Here is a 21363-nt window from a genome sequence, read left to right as displayed (position 1 = left end):
ATAATTATCCCGAATAATTTATAGTTGTGAAATTAGAGAGGTACCGATATTTGGTTGTGAAATTGTAATCTGTGTAGTTTTGTTGTGTAGAAATTTCATAACGCCTTACCTCCTGTTCATATTTTTGTCACAAATCAATCATAAATTATCTTCTTACAATTTGCAATAAGAATTTTCGAATAATTTAAATATTATAAAGTAAATGCAATTTTCCCCATCATGCCGGCTTTGTCGAGACGGTCGAACGCCTCTTTAAAATCTTCCATTTTATAAGATTTGTCCATTACCGGTTTAATGTTATGTTTTTCAATGAAATCAAGCATGTCGTTAAGCTCATCTGTACTCGCCATCGTCGAACCGAGCAGATTAAACTGACCGTAGAAAAATTTGCGCAGATCAAAATCGACGGTGTCTCCTGCAGAAGCTCCGAACGCCACTAAAGTGCCGCCGCGCTTCAGCTGGTCAACAGATTTGTTGAACGTTGCCGCGCCGACGCTTTCAATGACTAAATCGACTTTTTTCCCGTCGAGCTGTTCGTGCCAGTCACGTTCTGAATCAATCGCTTTATCGGCACCGAGTTTCAGCGCTTCCTGACGTTTTTCTTCAGAACGGGAAGTGATATAGACAGTCGCACCTGCAGCTTTGGCAAACTGCATGAGAAACGTCCCCGCACCGCCGGTTGCACCCGGAATCAGTACCGTCTGCCCCGCTTCAAGCTGACCGCGTGTAAACAGCGCACGGTAAGCTGTCATCGCAGATAATGCGAGCACACCTGCTTCCTCCCAGTTTAAATGCGCCGGTTTCGGTACGGCATTCTCTGCCGGAATCGTCATGTACTCTCCGAAAGTGCCGTTAAACGGAAAGCCCGTAATTTCAAACCCTTCAGGCGGCACCGCACTGTTTTTCTCCCAGCCGAGCGACGGATTGATAATGACTTCGTCGCCGACTTTAACATTTTTGACGCCGGCACCAATCTGCGCCACAACCCCTGCACCATCCGAACCGAGTACAATCGGCGGATCATTTTCGTTATGCCTCGCCGGGATAAATAAATCCCTGTGATTTAATCCGGCAGTCTTCATTTTCACGACGACTTCGCCGTCGTCGATTTTATCCTGTTCGACTTCACCGTACTGAATCCCTTCGAGACTCTGCACACCTTCATGGTATATAGCCTTCATTAAAAATAACCTCCTTCGTAATTGCTTACTTTGTCGGTTTGACAGTTACGCCGCCAGCTTCACTTTCCAGTGTCCAGTTCGCAGAAAGGATGTTTTCCAAATCCTGCTGCTGGTCTTTATCGAGTTCAAGACCTGAAATGACGAACTCATCCACCTGGTAATCCTCATCGGCAAACTTGCCGAATTTCATCTTGATTAAATTCTTCAGGCCGTTGAAAGTCAGGAACTTCACTTTGTAGCCGTCGTTCACAATCGCTTCAAAATCAGCATTTTTGCTCAGTTCCACTAAGGCATCAAAGTCCATATTTTCTTTAACAGCCTTGAATTCCTCAAGATCGTTGGCTTTAATATTTTGAATAATTTTATCATTGCTGATGCCATTTCCTCTTAAAGTTTCAATCGCATAAGCTTCCATTAACGTAATCGATTCCATGTGTGTGCCTCCTAAAATAATGTTAACGCCATTGTATCATTTAGAGGCTTTTATGGAATGATAAATGGCTTGGTGCGGCGAGATTCAGGTGTGATTTTTGTGCTTGTCGGCGCTCATGCGGCTGAATGCTGCGTTGCGGCTGTATGAAGATTCCGCTCATTGAGACAATGAATGGCTTTCTTCCCGATGAACGGCTCACGATGGGACGATTATCAATATTTGACTCAATGAGCTCACCACAATGAGAAGATACACAATTATCTTCCCAATGAGCAAGTCACAATGAGACAAAAAACAGTCTACGTCTCAATGTCGTTTATCAAAACTGTGTATTTATGGGTATAGACACATAAAGAAGGAGATTGATAATCATGAAAAGTCATTACATAACTATAGATAATACAAAACTGCATTACGTTACAGGCGGAATCGATGACGGTCCGGTCTGCCTGCTGCTTCACGGTTTTCCGCAAAGCTGGATTACTTGGCGTAATGTAATTCCTCATCTTGAAGAACATTATAAAATTATCGCAGTCGATCTAAGGGGTTACGGTGATTCTGACAAACCTGAAGGTATTGAAAACTATACAAATAAAATTATGGCTCAGGACATCGCTGAAATTCTCGCTGCACAAAATGTCACGGATGCTTACGTTGTCGGTCATGACCGCGGTGCACGTGTTGCACGCAGACTGGCCTATGACAATCCGGAGTTAATTAACCGCCTCGCTTTAATTGAAATTATGCCGATGGAATATGTCTATTCTTTATCGGCACAAGAAGCTGCGAAAAAATATTGGCACTGGGTATTTCAGGTTGTGCCTGATTTACCGGAGACTTTAATCTCAGGCAAAGAAGAAGAATATTTAAAATTTCTGTTAAGCCGGGGTGATGGTTTATTCGAACTATTAAGTTCAGATGGTTCGTGGGATGAGTATCTCTCACACTGGAAAAAGCCGGGAGCAGTAAAAGCAGCATTGAGTGATTACAGAGCCTCGTACAAATTTGATTTACCGGAATATCAGGAAAAGCTGGAATCAGCAGACAAATTAAATATAGATACACTGCTGCTTTGGGGAGAAAAAGGCAATCTGTCCGGCCTGCCGGTTGAAGATATATGGCAGCAATCCATAAATAACGTGACCGGCTATGAACTTAAAAGCTGCGGTCACTACCTGCTTGAAGAAAAAGGCGAAGAAGTCGCACAGCATATTCTTGAATTTGATAAATAACAAAGCAGTCTTGCTGATATTCATTCACATGCGGTTGAAAACTTCGCTGCGTCCGGATGAGCTTGGTTCATGCGGTTGATAATTGCCTTACGGTCGTATGAAAACATCACATACGGTTGAATAATAATTTGCAGCCGGATGGAATAGTCTCATCCGGTCAATTGTTAATTTACGACCGCATGAGCAACAGCATGATTCGGATCCTGTTTACAACTAATTATTGTATAATGTAATAAAAACATACGTGAATAATTACACTCTACAATTTTAGGGGGATTACATGATAATTAAAAGTTACATTGATTTCTGGAAACGTATTTTCGACTTCACTGGAAGATCGACCCGTTCTGACTTTTGGGTACCTTTTCTGACTCACATTTTTATCTTTCTTTTCTTTTTTTACTTTGGAGCAATCATAGACGTTCCGCTTGGAAGATATGTTGTGCTGATTACGATGGTGCCTTCATTTACTGTAACGGTCAGGCGTCTGCATGATACAAATCGTACGATGCTGTTTGCAATCCTTTTTCCTATCAGTGCTGTCGCAGCGCCTATAGGAGGTGTTGTAGCTTTTATAGGAATGTTTGCCTGGGCCGGCACTGGCGGTACTAATACAATTGCTGCTGTATTAATAGTCAGCACATTAAGCCTTCTTCTCGGCGTGATAATCGCCCTGTACAGTTTATTCTTGTTCATCCTTCCCGGTAATAAAACATCGAATAAGTATGGTTCAGGCGGAAGCTGTGTCACATCCACTACAGAGATATAAAGACAAAAATACCGAAGTGAATCCATTCCTAAATTTATAAAACTCATGTGCAGTTCCAGAACTGGATTCTTTATTTTTCTGAAAATTGTGATAAAATTAATTTAAAAGAAGCTTCGTATTCCCCTTTATGATTTAAACGTTCTAATAATTTTTGGTACCAGGTTTCAGGAAACTAAACTTGAATATATTAGAAAGGGAGAGGAAAAAAATGCCGAAGGTTTCATGGTCAAGATTCATGTTCCTTACATTGCTGATTTTCGTATTGGGTTTGGCGGCATGTGACAATAGCGGCAGTTCAGACGAAGCATCAACTGATGATTCGGAGATGGCAACTGAAGAATCTGAGACTGCAACAGAGGAATCAACTGAGGATTCAGAGACTGCAACTGAAGAAAGTGCTGAGTCCGAACCAAAAGTGACTGAGTTTGAGCCGGCATTTCCGGAGCAAACAAGAGCACCTGCAGTAGAGACTGAAACAGAATTAAATGTAGAAGTTATTGCTGAGGGTCTTGGGGTGTCCTGGGGTATGGAAGAGTTTGATACAAACCGCTTACTTGTTACACAAAGAGATTCGGCAGAACTTCTTATTGTAAACCTTGAAGATGGTTCTGTTTCAGAACCAATCACAGGTACACCGGAGGTAAATAACGAAGATCAGGGCGGTTTACTTGATGTAACTATTGCACCTGATTTCGAAGAATCAAGATTAATATTTATGACATTTGCTCAAGATGTTGATGAGGGTACCTTAACTGCTGTCGGTAAAGGTGTGCTGTCAGAAGATGAGACATCGCTTGAAGATTTTGAAGTCATCTTCCAGGCAGAACCGGCGTATGATGGTACCTTACACTACGGCGGACGTATTATGTTTGATGATGATGGCAACCTGTTCTTAACAACCGGGGAGCGTTCAGATGATCCAATTCGCGAACGTGCGCAAGACTTAGATGCTTACCTGGGTAAAGTAATTCACATTACGCAAGACGGGGAAGCAGTAGATACGAATCCATTTATCGAAGATGAAGACGCACTGGATGGTATTTACAGCTACGGTCACCGTAATATTCAAGGTGTGGACTTCCATCCTGAAACCGGAGACTTATGGATTGTTGAATTCGGTCCGCAAGCCGGGGATGAACTGAATATTATTGAACCAGGTTCTAACTATGGATGGCCAATTGTGTCTTATGGCATCGAATATACCGGGGAATTAATCAATGATGGTATTTCAGAACACGATGCACAGGGCTTTGTTGAACCAAGATACTATTGGGATCCAACAAGTGCACCAAGCGGTATGTCATTCTATGATAACGATGCAATTCCTGAATGGGAGAACAACCTGTTCATCGGCGGTTTAGCACCGAACTATATCGTCCGTGTCGTCATTGAAGACGATATGATTGTCGGGGAAGAACGTCTCTTAACTGACGAAGGCGAACGATTCCGTGATATTCTTATCACCGAAGACGGCGCGCTTATTGCAGCCACTGATGGCGGTATGATTTATAAAGTTACTGCAGCAGAATAACTCCTAAATCAAAAAGACCGTAGCAAATCCCCATTTGCTACGGTCTTTTTATTGCTTAGTATTTAAAATCTTCTGCAGTGACTTCTTCTCCTGCAGCTATCATTACTGCGAGTTTCAATCTCGCTTTTTTGCTGTCGTACGAGCCACCATTTACAGCACCGTCTTTTTCGAATTTTGAAATCCCGCCTGAAAAGTCATACGCGACCTTAACGTCACCTTCGTCGGATGCGCTCGTAATTACAACTTTAATACCTGCATCAACTGCTCTTTTCACGCCGGCAGCCACGAAATCATTCGCATGCCCGCGCCCCATCGTTTCAATGACGAGCCCTGCAACTTTATGATCGATGGCACAGTCGATAAATTTCGCATCCGTACCTAATGCACATTTAATAATATCGACTTCCGGCAATTGCCCTTCTACATTATATGTATTGCTGTGAGCCGGATGCTGATAGATTTTCACATCGTGTCCGTCCACCAGGCCTAAATAACCGGTGCCTCCGCCGCCAAAACCGTCGACGTTCATCGCGCTCATTTTCTTCACGAATCTCGGCATGAATATTTTTGAGTTAAATAATACGCTGACGCCGATTTTAGCGGCATCGGCATCTGCAGCCAATGTAATCGAATCCTGGAGGTTCGCATAAGCATCGGTACCGATTAACTCCGGTCCGCGCTGTGAACCTGTAACGACAACAGCCTTCCCTGCCGGAATAACCTGGCTTAAGAAGTAAGATGTCTCTTCCAGCGTATCTGTGCCATGTGTAATAACGATACCGTCCACGTCATCATCCTCAAGTGCATTGAGCACTGCGTCTTTTATCGTTATCAGATTCTCGAATGTGATGGCACTGCTTGAGACTTTAATAATCTCTTCCACACTGATATTAATATTCTCGTGCAAATTAAGTTTTTCTGCGAGTTCTTCGCCGCTGATTAAACCCGTTTGCTGCAGTCCTGTCTCGGGATCGCGTTTACTGGCAATTGTTCCGCCCGTTGTAAGCAGTTTAATATGTGACATACTCCATTCCCCTTTATGTAAAACTTTTTAATCTTCCTCAGTATAACAATAATTACAAGTATGTAACCGTTTTACAGATAATATTTCATCACAATCATCTCGCCCTTGCTGCCCATAACACGGTTGCCTTCGTCGACATAACCGCACTTTTTATATAAGCCCTGGGCTGCAGTGTTTTTGACGTTAACTCCAAGAACAATACCGTCGATATGCGGGATATGCTCTTTCATAAAGTCAGGCAGCAGTTCGAGCGTTTTTCTCGCGTAGCCTTTGCCCTGATGTTTGTAGTTGGTAGAAAACGAACGCAGTAAAATATCATTCGGCTGATTGGAATAAGGCTGCACCGCATCATTTTCATGGAGGATAAAGAACGTAACTAGTTCGCTATCGTCCAAACCGAGAATGGTGTGCCTGTCGTTATTGTTTCTTGAAATCTCAACCGCTTCACTAGGCATGGCACTGTAGTAAAGCTGATCTTCCGGTAAATAATAATCGTTGATGAGATTGTCGTACTGCGAATTGTATTTTACGAGTTCCATAATGTCCTCCTTTTCCAAGTAATTAAAATCCATACAGTTATTACTCAAACGTTCCCCTCACAAGCACTTCACCGTTTTCAATCATGTGCTGTCCTTTGGCGATGACATGCTCGATTTCATATGTGTCTTTAGACAGAACAAGCAAGTCTGCATCTCTGTCTTCTGCTATGACACCTTTATTTTCCAGCTTCAATGCTTCTGCTGTATTGGCTGTAACCAGTCTCAATGCTTCTTCCACTGTCAGCTTTCCAGCTTTAATCGTCTTAATCAATTGTTCAAACATCGTTCGTGTACTGGCTACTCCCAGTCCAAGCAGTTCGCCTTCTTCATTAAACACCGGCAGGCTGCCGTTGCCGTCTGTTGAGATTGTCAGTTTCGACATATCTCCATTGTTCTCTTTATAATACGAAATCCACTCAAATGTTTCTTCATCTGCAGTAATATCTACAAATGCGCCTCGTGCTGCGAGTTTGATTGCATCATCAAACAGTTCTTTGCTGCGTGTGACATGTGTGACGTGCAGATTCGATGCTGGCAGTTCATATTCATCCAGCAATTGATGCAGTATCGATAGATAAGCTTTTCCAGGTCCTGTATGAAAATGAGTGATGCCTGCTTTGCCGCTCAGCATGCCGCCGACTCTTGTCTGTCCGACAATCTTTGCCAGTTCATGGACACTCGGCTGTCCCGAGCGTGAGTCTGATATAGCGATTTCTGCAGTACCGATAACTTTATCAATTAAAATCGCATCGTCTTTAACATTCCCTGTAATCGTCGGTGTCGGCACATCGTAATTTCCCGTGTAAATATATGTAGAGATACCTTCAATTTCAAGTCCCCGTGCTTTAGCTAACAGTGAACTTAAATGGCGTGTTGTACCGTCTGTTCCTAATAATCCTGCTACTGACGTAATGCCTGACTGAATCAGATCACTGAGCTGAACTTCGGGAGTACGCGTTGCAAATCCGCCTTCTCCACCACCGCCAAGCAGATGGATATGCGGGTCGATAAAGCCAGGTGTAACGATATTTCCGCTAGCTTCGATGATTTTATAATCCACACCAAGGCCGGCAAGTGATTCTTCACTAACCTCTCCAATTTTCGCAATCTTGTCGTTGAGCAGCAGTATTGATTGTCTGCCTAAACTTTCCGGTGCATACACTTCAGCATTTTTTATTAAAGTAATCATTAAATCATCTCCTGTAATTAATTACACTTCATACTTCACCTGATATTTATTGACGACTTTGGCATACAGCGATGCGAGTACTTGCTGGAATAGCATTCCAAATACGACAGGCATAGCAACTTTTGGCGGGAAGTAAGTTACAGCAATAACTGTACCGATGGCAATATTTCTCATACCGCCTAAAAAGACGAGTGAAGTGACAGTCTGTGTATTTCTGAAAAGTAAATGTCCGAGTATTAAAGCGAGACCGTAACCGGATCCGGCAAGTATAAAGACGAACAGAATGACCCCGATCAGTTCCAAAGTAATATCTGTTAAAAACGGCGCAACAGCACTGCTGTTAATGGCAACAATACCGAACAGACAAAGTTTTGAGAACGGTGCGAGCATCTGGCTCATCTCTTTCACCTGGCCTTTTCTTAATTCACTGATTACCAGGCCTAAAATCGACGGCAGGACGATCATCCAGATTAGATCCAGGATAATTGATGCGGTATCAAGCTTTATCGCTTCGCCGGCAAGTGCATCCAGAATGACCGGCAGTATAAACGGCGCAAGCAGCGTATCGATTAAGATAATTGACAGCCCGAGCGGAAAGTTCCCCCTGCATATGCTAATCCAGATAATGCTCGTGACCCCCGTCGGCACTGCAACTGAAATCACAAATCCGATGACGAGCAGGTGATCGTCAAAAATAAAGGATGATAAAAAATACGCCCATACCGGCATTAAAATATGTAAAAATAAAATAACAAATAAAATAGCGCCGGGATGTTTTTTAAATACTTTTACATCGGTGAATCTCATTCCTAAACTGCCTGTAAATGTCATAAACGCAAATAGAATCGGCACTAAAAATAACAGATGTCCGCCGATATTATGAAATATTACGCCAAGCACCACACACAGCGGTGTGAGTATCGGCATCAATGACTGTATTTTGCTGTTAAAGCTGTTCAGCACGTCTATATCCTTCTCTCTGTTTGATTAATATTTTTTATATTTTTTCAGACCATCCAGTGCTTTCTGATATTCTTGACGTTGGCACATCGTGAGACCGGGTTCTGCCAGTCTCTCTTCTGCTGCTTCAATATTTCTGTTCACTTTTTCCTGGTCTACATTATTATTATATGCTTTATCTTTCTCGACATCTTTTCTCTTAATCAGCTTTGCGGCACCTGCAAATAAATTCTTCATAAACCTCACCTCTTGTATAATTCTTCATTCCCCGGTTTCTCTCTTACAGCTGCTGTCAGCATATCTGCGAAGTTCTGTGCTGCTTTTGACAGCCTGTGGTCTTTCAGCCAGATTAAACCGACGTCTCCTGTCAAACTTTCTGATTCTGGGATTTTATGAACATTGACCGGATACTCGCTGTACAGATGAAGCAGTGATTCAGGCACAATTGATATACCGAAGTCGGTGGATACGAGTTCCATCATCAGTTTTAAATCGGAGAACTCAGCAATAACGTCCGGCTGTATTTTTGCTTTTGAAAATGCTTCGTGTATTGAATAATATACCCCAAGTCCTTCAATACTTGGGAGAACCAGCGGATATTTACCAATTTCTTTCAGTGTCGCATTCCCTTTAAACAATTTCTTCTCTTTTGAAGTCACAACATAAAATGGCTCGCTGTATAAATGCTGCAGCGTAAAATCGTTAATTTCCAGAGGCAGTCTCACGATTGCCAGCTCTATTTCCCGCTCTTTCAGTAAATAACATAACAGAGATGATTCGTTCTGTTGGATTCTGTATTTTATTTTCGGGAATCTGCTTCTGAAGTCATGAAACACTTCGTTAATATTGGATAATGAAAATGTATTAATACCGACTGATAATCTGCCGTCCATGCCGGCACCGACGTCTGCGACTTCACTTTTTGCTTCTTCCATCATCTGTGTAATTTCAATAGCGTATTTATATAATGTTTTACCCGCTTCTGTCAGTTCCAAAAACTTTCCGCTTCTCTCAAACAGTTTTTCTCCGAGAGACTGCTCCATATTTTTCAGCTGCTGGCTTAACGGAGGCTGTGACATAAACAGTTTCTTTGCTGCAGCGGAGACCTGCTTCTCCTCAGCAATGACTATAAAGTACCGTAATTGACGAATGTCCATGTTCCCACCTCATGTATATGATAAAAGTAACTAAAACCAATTATATTAATATTTTATGTATATCAATTTCAATGCTATCATAAGTATAAAGATATGAATAACGGTAAACACTGGGGGACAAGATTTGAATAAAATTTATAATAAGAATACTTTTCTGCTGCTTTTCGTCATTGCTGCCATTTCACTTAATCTCCGTTTAGGCATTACATCCGTCGGCCCGCTTATGGATACGATCCGCACGTCACTGTCCCTGTCCAATGCACAGGCCAGTCTTCTGACTACTGTTCCCGTTCTATGTATGGGAATCTTTGCATCACTTGCTACTGTTCTTAATAAAAAGTACGGTTCTAAATTTACATTAATACTTATGCTGTCAGTTTTAGGTGTTGCAACTGCACTTCGCGGTTTTGTACCCGGATTCTCAACATTACTGATTACTGCATTTCTAATCGGTCTCGCGATCGCAGTACTTGGTCCGACAATGTCTTCTGTCATTAAGAAGTATTTCCCGGGACACGCAGCTATCGCTATCGGAATTTCAACGTTCTTTATGAGTCTGGGTTCTGCAGCAAGTGCTGCTTTAACAGGAATCTTTTTTGAGGTATCCGACTCATTTATGTTTGCACTGGCAATATGGTCGGCATTCGCTTTATTCGGCGTCCTCGTTGTAGCTTTCGTTTTGAAAACCGGCGATAAAAGTAAGCTCCCTAAGCAGGAAGTCTCTAAAGTTAAGTACAAATTTCCTTCGCCGTGGAAACAGATTAAACCTTATCTGTTCATGCTGTTTTATGCTCTGCAGGCCGCTCTCTATTTCTCGACAATCACATGGCTTGTACCGATGTCAGTCGAAAACGGTATGACAATGATTCAGGGCGGTATGCTGTTAAGTGCTGTGATGTCCGTTCAGGTTATCTTTAACCTGCTGCTGCCAATAATGATGGAGAAATATCCGGCACGAAGAAACTGGATTTATTTTATCCTTGCTGCAGGAACTGCTGCGACATTATTGTTCTGGACAGGAGATCACACGTTAATGTGGATCGCTGCATTTATGATGGGTATCCCGCTTGGCGGATTATACTCTGCAGCGTTAATGCTGCCGCTTGATGAAACACTGACTGCAAACGGTGCGAACTCGTGGACTGCAATGATGCAGACAGGCGGCTGTATTATCGGCGGACTGTTCCCGTTTGTAATCGGCTTTATTTATGACTCAACACAGAATCACAATTACACGATGACGATACTGCTTGTTATATATGTACTGGCATTTATACTGATTACGATTATCGGCAATAAAAAAGAGAATAACTTTGATAAGTTTATAGTAGAACCTTCTGACAGCTAAGTCAGAAGGTTTTTTTGTTCTTTAAAGATAATTGAGTTTATATTGCTTGTAAGGGTAATAAGTAAATAACAAAACTAACAGCAGAGGGTGATCAGATGAAGGAAAATATACTGGCAATTACAGGCCCGACTTCCGGCATCGGAAGAGCAACAGTAATGGAATTAACGGATAAGTGCGACCGGATGGTGTTGCTTGTCCGTAATTTAAATAAAGGCGAAGAATTAAAAAATGAAATAGCAGCTCAATCTGATGTTAAAGTGGATTTAATTCACTGTGACTTAAGCGATTTGTCTTCAATAGAAAAAGCAGCGGCTGAAATGAAAGATAAGTATGATTCCATCAATCACCTGATTTTGAATGCAGGAGTCGTTTCGTTAACAAGACAGGAAACAAAAGACGGATTTGAAATGATGATGGGAACAAACTACATCGGTCATTTCTATCTGACACATCTGCTCATCCCGCTTGTACTTAACAGTGAAGTAAAACAGATTGTCGTCGTATCATCGGATGGATATAAGTTCTCGCCGATTACCGCACCGTACTTTAAACGGAAGAAATTCAATCCGGTTACGAATTACGGTAAATCAAAACTTGGAACGCTGTATCTGATGCAGGCACTTTATGATTCATATCAGGACCAGGGCTTAAAAACGACCGCGGTTCATCCCGGTGCTGTATCGACTAACTTAGGTAAAACACCTGAAAATGAACGCATTGGCAATATAGTTTATAAAATGCTTGATCCATTTTTCCTGTCACCAATAGAAGGCAGCACCTCAACAGTAAAAGCTGTGGAAGCCCCTGAAAGGTATAATGGTAAATATATGCATAACGGAAACATCGTCAAAATTAAAAAACACGGTAATGATATAGATGCACGTACCTCTCTAATATCAGCAACACTTGATGTGCTGAATTTAACTCATCTGTAAATCTAAATCGTCGGGAATGATGCTATGACTGTTTTTTTAATGTTTCTGTTAATTTTATGTATATACCCGATAGTTAAAGTAATTTTCTATATACCAGTTTCTGCACTATTGAAGAATCATCAGAACAGAAAATCACTTTCACTTATCATAACAGCAGTACTGACAATCATTCTGTTTATAATTTTACTCGTATTGGCATATGTCACGATGGGATATACTTTGACCAATAACCGGAGCATTTTTAATTCAGGTCCGGAATTTTATTACTTCATTGGTTTCACATATGTCCTCGGACTGTTTGCTGCAGTCGTACTTTTAGTTCTGAAAGTCATTAATGTGAGATCAGTTGAAACCGTTCCTCCGGAATCACTTAAAACACCGGAAAATGTGCATGAGGGGACTGAAGCAGGCTTTGAAAATATCATTCTGATTCTCGTAATCGGGGGATTCGCAGCACTTATTCTTTTTATCTTTTATATTGCATAAAAATGGTGACAGACAAAATATCTGCCACCATTTTTAATTAAAGATTGCTCTAATTACCTGAATAAGCAGACGAGGTATATAGAATATTATCTCGAATATCCCGAATGCTGTATCAGCCTTACTCATAGGTTCTGCAAGTTGTCTTTTATTCTTTGAACGTAACTTGGCTGGATCAATGTATTCATCATCTTTTGATCGGTTCATAACCTATCCCTCACTTTTTAACAGAATCATCTCCTGTTTTTTAATTTTAAGCTGTCTGAGTTTCTCTTCGTCTGCACTGTCTGAAATTAAAATATCAAAACTGGTATCGTAAATTTCTTTTGCTTTCAATTTCACTTCTTCAGACTTCGTCTCACCTGTAATTTCATATTGCGTATTCTGTATCTTGTTGAATAAGTCATTTGCCCTGACTTGTGTACTCAGCTTGGACTCATTTACTTTTGCTTCAATAATCGCCTGTCTGACTGCATATTTAATCACAAAATAAAATACGAATGCTGCGAATAATATTGCGATAAATGTATCCATTATGAATTACTCCTCAGATGAATTATTTTCTATTACGAATTTATATTGATTAAAAAATAATGTTGTTATTCCAAGAATGACTACCATTGTTAATAATATTAAAGCTATTACACTTACAGCACTAAAATTATTTAGAAAACCATTCTGAAAAATCTCCTGTCCCATTGCAATGTAGTAAATGACAGTAAGAAAGAAGAAAAGATTTGAGAACATACCGAATTTCGTTTCTTTTAGAATAACTGTGTCTCCAGGACGAACTTGAATCTGATGACTTCGGTCAAGCGGCTGAGTATATTCCAGTTGTGATGTACCCTCTGTTACCGGGATAGATTTCCCCTGATTAATGTAAAGTGAGGAAACAATTTTTCCATTCAGTTTTAAATTGACAGGCATCATCGCTCCTTGTAACCAGGTTCTCCTTTTAACAGTAATCTCCCTGCTTATCCCCTTTAAAGCATTATTCCGCAATATCCGCTTCTGATGATTTCTTCGCTTTAACCGCTCTGTAAGTAATCGTAAAGATTATTACCAGTAAGTTCAGACTGAGCATTGTAATGTAATATGAGCTTGAGTGACCTTCCAGGATGTAAGTTCCGTAACGTAAGGCGTTGAGTGTGAGCAGAACATATAAAATAATAACCGACCCATTATTCATAGTCTTTATCCCCTTCGTTATTACACTCTTCTCTATTTATGTATTTATACTTATCTTATCATATTTTATATGTGGTAAACTCCTAATAACACAAGTGTCAGGGGGATATTCTTATGAAGATTATATTGATATTTGGTCCGCAGGCTGTGGGTAAGATGACTATAGGAGAAAAAGTTGGTTCAGCGTTTAATCTGCCGCTGCTGCACAATCATGTCACGCTGGATGCGATATGGCCGTATATCGGCTGGAATAAGGATACGTTTAGATTATCTGATCAAATCCGTATGGGTATTTTTGAACATATTGCCGAAGATGAGTCACATGCAGGAATAATTTTTACCTTTGTTTGGGCGTTTGATATGCAGGAAGACAGGGATTACATCAATACAGTTAAAAACATCTTTAAGAAAGACTCACATGACATTTACTTCGTGGAACTGGCAGCTGATTTGGATGAGAGAATCAGACGGAACACGACTGAGTACAGGCTGAAGAAGAAGCCTTCGAAACGGAATGTGGAGTTCTCACATGCAGAACTGACGAGTTCGGCTGAGAAGCACAGACTGAATTCATACGACAATGAAATTCAGGAAGATAAATATCTCAAGCTGGATGTGACATCGTTAAGCGTTAAAGAGTCGAGTGAGAAAATAATTGGTTGGATTAATAACAACTAGAATAGATAAGAGGATTTTAAAATGGAAGTAGTTATAGAATAGCTTATTATTTTCCTTCTTTTTCTTGCAACAACCTTTGCAGTTTCAACTTTTGTTAACTTTATGAATCGTGATGACAAAAGACTGCCGTGGAAAAATGTAATTATCTTTGCAGTGAGTTTTAGCGTAATATTCTGCGGCGTTGCATTAATTTTGGAAATATTTAGAACTTATTAATTAAAAATTAATCCCACAATCCGGGCTTTCGGTTTGTGGGATTTTTGTATCTCTTACTTGTTCAGCAAGACCAGTTTATGTGTTTTAAAGAAGAAGCCAATTAATGCGACAATCAGTAATCCTCCCAATGCAATACGTTCGGCACTGAGCAGCTGTTCATAATTGGAATAGCTTGTAAAATCTATCACCTCAAATATACTCAATGTTAAATAAAGAAAGAATAGAATCAGAAGAGTACTCAGTACTTTTCCAAACATTGTTTCTTCAATCTGTACAACATCACCTGCTTTAACTTTCAGTTGATCATCCCAACCAATTGGCTGATGGTACTTCAGTTCACCTTCGTCTTCTGCTGGAAATTCCAATTCCTGTGAACCATATAGTGTACCGACTGATTTATTGTTATATCTTATCCGCAAAGGAATGAATGCTGCAAATATCCACAACTTCCTTTTAACTTTAACACTCATATTTTCCCATCCTTTGTATCTGGTTAACTAATAGTAAAACTATCATAATGATTAGATTTGGATTTTTTATTAATGTTTTCTTTTGAAAATTTTAGACAAACATTTCTTTCTAACATGGTATGTTTTTCTGCTGGGTAACTCCAAACAATTTAACTGACCGCCATATGTCGCAGCTCCATCAATTCCTATAATATTATTCTCACCAAAGTAAATATTGTGATTTTTCTTTTTACGGATTATAGAGACCGGTGTATGACCAAAGACAACTGTTTTATAATCCGAGTATTTCTCATAAAATAATTCACGGATCCATAGAAATGTGTGACGTTCGTTTTCTTCAAACAGAATATCCGGTCTGATACCTGCATGAACGAATATATAATTATCCTGTTCATAAAAATAATCCATTTCTCTTATGAACGCTACATGTTCTTTAAACTCATCCGATTCAGGCAGCTCCATGCTCTTGATAGATGAATTGTAACTCTCCAATGTAGAAAGTGCCCCTGCTCTTTCCCATCGTTTCCATGCATCCGGTTTATTATCCACAGCAGCGATCATCATGTCATCATGGTTTCCTTTTAAAACAATTGCACCCTGTTTCTTTAATGCCATCACACGGTCCAATACTCCTTTGGAATCCGGACCGCGGTCTATGTAATCACCAAGTAAGATTAGCTGATCTTTATCAGCATTATATTTTATCTTTTTCAGCAATTTATTAAAAAGCTTTAACTCCCCGTGAATATCACTAATAATTAATGTTCGCTGCATGAATTGCCTCCATGATGTTTTTGATTATCCGTGCATTTGCGTTCAAGTCTTTATTTAAGATTACTATAATTAGTAAACGTTTACAAAACAGATAGTAAAGCTATAATTGAATAAAATCGTATTTACTAGTTCTACTTAAAAGACAGGGTGAATTTATGTATATAGATATTTTTAATGAAGTTGTTGATATTATGCAGAATGATTATGCCGGACATAAAGATAAACAAGGATGGGATTCACCTGATAGATATCGTGAGAATATTCGAGAATTAAGTAATCAACATCAGTTAGATGATTATACTTTTATAAACATTATTAATGATTATCTACTAGACTTTAAAGATCCACATATGTTTTTCATTGCTAAAGATGAGCAATCCAAAACAAATAAGGATATCGGCTTTAAAGTAAGACGTTTTAACGATGTTCTCTACGTTACTGAGGTTATGAGCGAAACAAGATTGAATGCAGGAGATAGAGTAATCGCTTTAGATAAGCTTACAGTAAGTGAGTTATCTCTTAAACATAAAAGAGAATTGAGAGATGAAATACCTGAACGGCAGAGATGGGAAAATATTATTGAAAAGTACAATACATTGTACATAGAGAATAATTATCGCGAGGTTACAAGTTTCAATCTGAAACTTTATGATAAGCAGCAGTACACACCCATTCATTCTTTAGAAAAGCTAAATCATAATACTTTTAATATGACTTTAACTGATTTCTTTTCACCGGATCCTATAGAAAAGATTATAGCCTCTAATCAGGAAAGATTAAGTGATTTGGAAAACTTAATTATAGATGTACGTCAAAACAGAGGTGGCAGCGATTCAAGCTTTGAACAGCTTTTACCTTTACTTTTTCCAGAAGGAAAAACAATTATTAACCTCGATAATTATAAAATGGATTTTAATATCACAAAAAGAACGGCAGATTTGCAGATTAAGGGGCTTAAATCATTACAAGACAAGACAACAGATACATCTTTTAAAGAAAGCTTAGATAACATGATTACTTTCTTTCAAGACAATTCCGGTAAAGGTTTCGTTTCTTTTGAAAATGGTGGAGAATTTGAAGTTGAAGGTTCTGAATTCCCTAAAAATATAATTGTACTAGCCGATGCATATTGCGGCAGTGCAGGTGATATATTTGTAGACATTGCCAGCAGATCGGCTAAAGTGGCTGTCATAGGAAGGCCTACAGCTGGGTTAAACGATTATTCCAACTTAATTAATAAAGATTGGGAGGAAAAATTCTCGTTGTATTACCCAACGTCCAGAATGGTTTCTCTCGATAGTGGAATCAAAGACACGGGAGTAAAGCCTGATACTTACGTGAAATGGACACCAGAACATCTTCAGGCAGATATAGATATGAACATTGCTTTAAATTTTTTAGAAGAACGATAATTTAAAATCTACTTATTTTATACTTTGAGGAGAGACCAAAATGAAACCGGAAATTATGATTGTAGGCACTCAGCATTATCATGAAATTTTCAGTCACTCTGACCCAGATGAGCAGTTTTTAGACAGTGTGAACATTTTCAGAGATTCATTAATCAAATTCCAGCCAACTCGTATATGTATTGAACAGGAAGAAAAAATACAGGACGTTATTAATGACAGCTTCAATAGATATAATCCAGTTGTTTTCTATAAAAATGAAGCTTATGATTTGGGATTTTATACTGCTAAACAGTTAAATCTTAAATCTGTCATTGCAATGGACTGGATGGAACAAGGTTACGGGGTTAATGGAATGAGTGGTGTTTATGAATGGGCTCAAAACAACGATGTATCATTCATTGAACTGATTGAAGAGATACAGTCTCATCATGATAAACTCAGTAAATTGAATGACTCATATAAAATCACTTTGGAACTGAATAAACCTGAAAGCTATAAAATGGATGAAGTATTGTATGGTCAAATGATGCTGCTTGGGGATGATTGGAATATTTCAATCCCCTGGCTGACATGGTGGTATAAAAGAAATATGATTATGGTTAATAACATCACTCAGAATTTAAATAACAATGATCAAGTAATAGTTATAGTCGGTTCTGGTCACGTTTATATTTTAAAACAATTTTTGGAAGCATCGAATAAGTTCAATGTCATGACTTTTTATGACTGGGTTGAAAATAATAATATGGGAGGCACTTATGATTAGAAAAGCAAATTTAGATGACGCTGAAAATATTGCACAGATTTTAGTACATAGCTGGCAAGTAAATTTTAAAAATATTGTTCCTAAAGACTATTTAAATCAAATGAGTGTACATAAGATTACCAGGGGTATTAAAAAATCGTTAGAAGTAAATACTTTATTCGTATATGAAATCGATGAGATGATAGTTGCCTTTGTCGGATGCGGTTCAAACAGACTTCAAGAGCATCCAGAATTTGAAGCAGAATTGCACGCTATTCATGTTCTACCTGATCAAAAAGGTAAAGGTATCGGCAAAGATTTATTCGAAATTGTTAAAGTAACTTTAATCGAACAAAATTATACAAATATGATACTTTCCGTATTTGAAGATAATCTCTCTACAATATTTTATGAAAAACTAGGCGGAAAGTTTATAGGTACGAGAACAGTTGAATACGGTGGAAAGCAGTCTATAGAAAGATTATACGGTTGGAATCTTAGCTAAATATCAATTATTTTTTCGGAGGTCACCATGTCCAAAGCAGAAAAAACGATAATTACCAACATGTGTATGATAGAAAACGATAAGGGTCAAATATTAATACAGGATCGGGTCAGCAGTAATTGGCCGGGTGTTACTTTCCCCGGTGGAAAAGTTGAAAAGAATGAGTCTTTTGTGGATTCGGTGATTCGTGAAGTGTTTGAAGAGATAGGTCTGGTTATAAAAAATCCGCAAATATGCGGTACGAAACAGTTTCAGACTGAAGATGATGAAAGATATATTGTACTGATGTATAAAACAAATCAGTATTCCGGTAATCTCCGTTCATCTGATGAAGGTGAAGTATTCTGGATTGATAAGTATGAACTTGGTACATATAACCTGGCCAATGATTTTAATGAGATGTTCCGGGTAATGGATTCTGATACTCTTTCCGAATTTTATTATGATGAATCTTGGAATGTGCAGCTTAAATAATATCGAAATTACACACTGTATATAGTATACCGTATACAATCTTATTCTTGCTGGAACCTCTTTAATAGTTAACATATATTATTTGTTACTTTTATGAATTTCCTAGCCAGATGCGTTTACTAAATCTCTATTCCTCCCATATTCTACTCTCATTTGGGTATATACATAAGATATGAGGAGGCTTTTCTATGACACAAAAACGCTGGTTTCAAACAGCAGTCGCTGTAATTTTTACTTTAATTATTATTTTATTACTTATTCAACTGCAGGCGATTTTCTCTCCAATTTTCACCGTGATACAGACTATATTTGTACCTCTGCTGATTGGCGGAGTACTTTTCTATTTAACCCGCCCGATTTTGCATTTTCTGATGAATCATAAATTCCCAAAGTGGTCAGCTATCATCATTATTATTGCTTTGATGGGATTACTTATTTGGTTATTTTATATTCTTATCGCACCTATCGTTACTCAGCAGGTCAATTCGCTTATCGATAATGCTCCGGAAATTATTAACACTGTAGAAGGTTATGTAGAATATTTCCTGACACAGCGTGAACATATGCCAACCGCAGTTCAGGATCAGATCAGCAACGTGTCCGGGCAATTAACAGACTGGGCAGCAACTATCGGCTCAGGTATCGGTTCATTCATAATGAGCCTGTTTTCGGGAGTGCTTGCACTGGTACTCGTGCCGTTTTTCCTGATTTATATTATGATTGACCACAAGAAGTTCGCACCTTTTGTTTCAAAATTCTTCTCCGGAGACAGAAAAGCATGGGTTCGTAAAACACTTGGCGATGTAGACCACACTTTAAAATCATATATTGTCGGGCAACTATTAGTCAGCTTAGTTGTAGGAATTCTGCTACTGACTGGTTACTTAATCATCGGTCTGGATTATGCATTCTTACTCGCACTTATTGGTGTAGTAACCAATGTTATTCCATTCCTAGGACCTTATATTGCAGTAATTCCGGCAATCATTATTGCACTGTTCCAGGATCCGATTATGGCTGTATATGTAGGAATCATTATGCTTATTGCACAGCAAATTGAAGGGAACCTCATAACGCCGAATGTGATGGGGAATGCGCTGAGTGTTCACCCATTGACGGTTATTACTTTGATACTCGCAGCAGGTAACATCGCAGGTATTTGGGGAATAATCCTGGCAATTCCATTCTATGCTGTAGTTAAAACTATCGTTATTAACATCTACGAGAAACGTCAGGAAATTAAAGACACCGCAACAGAAAATGTCTCATAACTGAAGAAACAAGAAGAGCACACTCTCCAAATGGAAAGTGTGCTCTTCTTATGTGTAAATTTATTGATTGGCTATTTAACTACTTTAATCCTATACGACAGACACTCTTTCAGCGAAGCATGTTCATGATACTTCATACTTTCATAATCCATCGCGCCATGCGGAAAATATCCAGTGATATTTAACCCTGCCTGTTTGCACAGATTATATATTTCGTCAGGTGTATAGCATTTCAAATATTGAGTATTGTTCAGCTTCTCATCTTTTTTATGCCACCATGTGTCCATCATGACATTTTCTTCAAAATCGTATGAATATCTTCGTTTTATATGCGGCATATTTTCAGGATCAGGGTACATTTCAACACCATCAGCCTTTTTCCAGTGCTCCGGCTGATAAATATCAATGAGTGCACAGCCGTCATCAGCCATCCAATGTTTAATATTCCTAAGCAGTTTTAACTGAGCATCATCCGTACCGACACCAAAGCCGTCGATATAAATAACTGCATCAAACTTCTCTGTCAGTTGTACATCATAAAAACTGCCGTGAATCGTTTCGATATTATCCGGATTGAGAGATTCAGCTTTGTCTGTCATTTCCTTAATTAATTCAACCGTAGTTATTTTATTTACATGCTTTGAAAGCGCACGTGCCAGACTGCCGTCCCATGCACCAAGTTCAAGCGCTGAATATACAGGTTTACCAGCCTGCTCCAATATTTCAAGTGTAGATTCTTTATAAAACTCCACCGGATAATCACCTATAAACTCATACTGCATTTTATAAAATTCGTTTGCCCAAGTAGTTTCCATATTTTTATCTCCCAGAATTTAATATGACTCTTAT

At 39.1% G+C, this 21363-nt stretch carries 26 protein-coding genes; 12 read left to right on the top strand and 14 right to left on the bottom strand.

The window, feature by feature from the left end; genetic code table 11:
* Positions 1-191 precede the first annotated feature (191 nt).
* Together RZ44_RS00735 and RZ44_RS00730 are read right to left on the bottom strand one after the other, a co-directional pair.
* Positions 192-1181, bottom strand: a complete 990-nt coding sequence (locus tag RZ44_RS00735) for a zinc-binding dehydrogenase (RefSeq protein ID WP_035807464.1) — start codon at positions 1179-1181, stop codon at positions 192-194.
* A 25-nt stretch (positions 1182-1206) separates the two neighbouring features.
* Complete coding sequence (locus RZ44_RS00730) at positions 1207-1614, bottom strand: hypothetical protein (RefSeq protein ID WP_035807463.1); 408 nt, start codon at positions 1612-1614, stop codon at positions 1207-1209.
* Between the two features lie 371 nt (positions 1615-1985).
* On the opposite strand from RZ44_RS00730, the gene RZ44_RS00725 reads away from it, so the two are divergent.
* The 3 genes from RZ44_RS00725 to RZ44_RS00715 all read left to right on the top strand — a co-directional run bounded on the left by RZ44_RS00725 (position 1986) and on the right by RZ44_RS00715 (position 5146).
* Entirely contained in the window at positions 1986-2846 is an 861-nt protein-coding gene (locus RZ44_RS00725) for an alpha/beta fold hydrolase (protein WP_035807462.1), read from the top strand.
* A 280-nt stretch (positions 2847-3126) separates the two neighbouring features.
* The gene (locus RZ44_RS00720; RefSeq protein WP_035807461.1) at positions 3127-3615 is read left to right on the top strand and encodes a DUF805 domain-containing protein; all 489 of its coding nucleotides are present in this window, start codon (positions 3127-3129) and stop codon (positions 3613-3615) included.
* 208 nt (positions 3616-3823) lie between these two features.
* Positions 3824-5146, top strand: a complete 1323-nt coding sequence (locus RZ44_RS00715) for a PQQ-dependent sugar dehydrogenase (protein WP_035807459.1) — start codon at positions 3824-3826, stop codon at positions 5144-5146.
* Positions 5147-5201: 55 nt separating this feature from the next.
* On the opposite strand, the gene RZ44_RS00710 is transcribed toward RZ44_RS00715, so the two are convergent.
* The 6 genes from RZ44_RS00710 to RZ44_RS00685 form a co-directional block, all read right to left on the bottom strand.
* Positions 5202-6170: an asparaginase gene (locus RZ44_RS00710; protein ID WP_035807458.1), complete on the bottom strand. Its 969-nt coding sequence runs from the start codon at positions 6168-6170 to the stop codon at positions 5202-5204.
* Between the two features lie 71 nt (positions 6171-6241).
* Complete coding sequence (locus RZ44_RS00705; RefSeq protein ID WP_035807457.1) at positions 6242-6709, bottom strand: GNAT family N-acetyltransferase; 468 nt, start codon at positions 6707-6709, stop codon at positions 6242-6244.
* Between the two features lie 40 nt (positions 6710-6749).
* Positions 6750-7898, bottom strand: a complete 1149-nt coding sequence (iadA, locus tag RZ44_RS00700) for a beta-aspartyl-peptidase (RefSeq protein ID WP_035807456.1) — start codon at positions 7896-7898, stop codon at positions 6750-6752.
* Between the two features lie 21 nt (positions 7899-7919).
* On the bottom strand, positions 7920-8861 hold the full coding sequence (locus tag RZ44_RS00695; protein WP_231856233.1) for a bile acid:sodium symporter family protein: 942 nt from the start codon (positions 8859-8861) through the stop codon (positions 7920-7922).
* Between the two features lie 24 nt (positions 8862-8885).
* Positions 8886-9095, bottom strand: a complete 210-nt coding sequence (locus RZ44_RS00690) for a hypothetical protein (protein ID WP_035807452.1) — start codon at positions 9093-9095, stop codon at positions 8886-8888.
* A gap of 5 nt (positions 9096-9100) precedes the next feature.
* On the bottom strand, positions 9101-10015 hold the full coding sequence (locus tag RZ44_RS00685) for a LysR family transcriptional regulator (RefSeq protein ID WP_035807450.1): 915 nt from the start codon (positions 10013-10015) through the stop codon (positions 9101-9103).
* 124 nt (positions 10016-10139) lie between these two features.
* Here RZ44_RS00685 and RZ44_RS00680 point away from each other — a divergent pair, with 124 nt between their 5' ends.
* The 3 genes from RZ44_RS00680 to RZ44_RS00670 all read left to right on the top strand — a co-directional run bounded on the left by RZ44_RS00680 (position 10140) and on the right by RZ44_RS00670 (position 12784).
* Entirely contained in the window at positions 10140-11363 is a 1224-nt protein-coding gene (locus RZ44_RS00680) for an MFS transporter (RefSeq protein WP_052108696.1), read from the top strand.
* A 95-nt stretch (positions 11364-11458) separates the two neighbouring features.
* A complete protein-coding gene (locus tag RZ44_RS00675; RefSeq protein WP_035807448.1) occupies positions 11459-12298 on the top strand; it encodes an SDR family NAD(P)-dependent oxidoreductase in 840 nt (279 codons plus the stop codon).
* Between the two features lie 24 nt (positions 12299-12322).
* Entirely contained in the window at positions 12323-12784 is a 462-nt protein-coding gene (locus RZ44_RS00670; protein ID WP_035807447.1) for a hypothetical protein, read from the top strand.
* Between the two features lie 207 nt (positions 12785-12991).
* Here RZ44_RS00670 and RZ44_RS00665 read toward each other — a convergent pair whose 3' ends face one another.
* From RZ44_RS00665 to RZ44_RS00655, 3 genes are read right to left on the bottom strand one after another with little or no spacing between them, the layout of a single operon-like run.
* Positions 12992-13315 (bottom strand): hypothetical protein, encoded by a 324-nt coding sequence (locus RZ44_RS00665; protein ID WP_035807446.1) that lies wholly within the window; start codon positions 13313-13315, stop codon positions 12992-12994.
* A 6-nt stretch (positions 13316-13321) separates the two neighbouring features.
* Positions 13322-13783: a hypothetical protein gene (locus RZ44_RS00660; protein ID WP_141638961.1), complete on the bottom strand. Its 462-nt coding sequence runs from the start codon at positions 13781-13783 to the stop codon at positions 13322-13324.
* Entirely contained in the window at positions 13773-13970 is a 198-nt protein-coding gene (locus RZ44_RS00655) for a hypothetical protein (protein ID WP_035807443.1), read from the bottom strand. Before RZ44_RS00655 ends, RZ44_RS00660 begins: the two co-directional genes overlap by 11 nt.
* A gap of 113 nt (positions 13971-14083) precedes the next feature.
* Between RZ44_RS00655 and RZ44_RS00650 the strand changes: the two genes are divergently transcribed.
* Positions 14084-14647, top strand: coding sequence for a DEAD/DEAH box helicase family protein (locus tag RZ44_RS00650; protein WP_035807441.1), 564 nt, complete (start codon positions 14084-14086; stop codon positions 14645-14647).
* Positions 14648-14916: 269 nt separating this feature from the next.
* On the opposite strand, the gene RZ44_RS00645 is transcribed toward RZ44_RS00650, so the two are convergent.
* Together RZ44_RS00645 and RZ44_RS00640 are read right to left on the bottom strand one after the other, a co-directional pair.
* Positions 14917-15228: a hypothetical protein gene (locus RZ44_RS00645; protein ID WP_141638960.1), complete on the bottom strand. Its 312-nt coding sequence runs from the start codon at positions 15226-15228 to the stop codon at positions 14917-14919.
* A gap of 174 nt (positions 15229-15402) precedes the next feature.
* Entirely contained in the window at positions 15403-16107 is a 705-nt protein-coding gene (locus tag RZ44_RS00640; RefSeq protein WP_035807439.1) for a metallophosphoesterase family protein, read from the bottom strand.
* Positions 16108-16262: 155 nt separating this feature from the next.
* On the opposite strand from RZ44_RS00640, the gene RZ44_RS00635 reads away from it, so the two are divergent.
* The 5 genes from RZ44_RS00635 to RZ44_RS00615 all read left to right on the top strand — a co-directional run bounded on the left by RZ44_RS00635 (position 16263) and on the right by RZ44_RS00615 (position 20514).
* Positions 16263-17519 carry a S41 family peptidase gene (locus tag RZ44_RS00635; RefSeq protein WP_035807438.1) on the top strand — a complete coding sequence of 419 codons (1257 nt, stop codon included), beginning with the start codon at positions 16263-16265 and terminating at the stop codon, positions 17517-17519.
* Between the two features lie 40 nt (positions 17520-17559).
* Positions 17560-18285: a DUF5694 domain-containing protein gene (locus RZ44_RS00630; protein ID WP_035807436.1), complete on the top strand. Its 726-nt coding sequence runs from the start codon at positions 17560-17562 to the stop codon at positions 18283-18285.
* Positions 18278-18769, top strand: a complete 492-nt coding sequence (locus RZ44_RS00625; RefSeq protein ID WP_035807434.1) for a GNAT family N-acetyltransferase — start codon at positions 18278-18280, stop codon at positions 18767-18769. Before RZ44_RS00630 ends, RZ44_RS00625 begins: the two co-directional genes overlap by 8 nt.
* A 27-nt stretch (positions 18770-18796) precedes the next feature.
* Positions 18797-19243: an 8-oxo-dGTP diphosphatase gene (locus RZ44_RS00620; RefSeq protein ID WP_035807433.1), complete on the top strand. Its 447-nt coding sequence runs from the start codon at positions 18797-18799 to the stop codon at positions 19241-19243.
* Between the two features lie 188 nt (positions 19244-19431).
* Positions 19432-20514, top strand: coding sequence for an AI-2E family transporter (locus RZ44_RS00615; RefSeq protein ID WP_035807432.1), 1083 nt, complete (start codon positions 19432-19434; stop codon positions 20512-20514).
* 71 nt (positions 20515-20585) lie between these two features.
* Here RZ44_RS00615 and RZ44_RS00610 read toward each other — a convergent pair whose 3' ends face one another.
* A complete protein-coding gene (locus RZ44_RS00610; protein ID WP_035807431.1) occupies positions 20586-21329 on the bottom strand; it encodes a class I SAM-dependent methyltransferase in 744 nt (247 codons plus the stop codon).
* Positions 21330-21363 lie beyond the last annotated feature (34 nt).

This window comes from Jeotgalicoccus saudimassiliensis, from assembly GCF_000756715.1.
In the GTDB taxonomy this organism is placed as follows: domain Bacteria; phylum Bacillota; class Bacilli; order Staphylococcales; family Salinicoccaceae; genus Jeotgalicoccus; species Jeotgalicoccus saudimassiliensis.
Note: the sequence above shows the minus strand (reverse complement) of the source record. Positions and strands in the feature narration are given on the sequence as shown.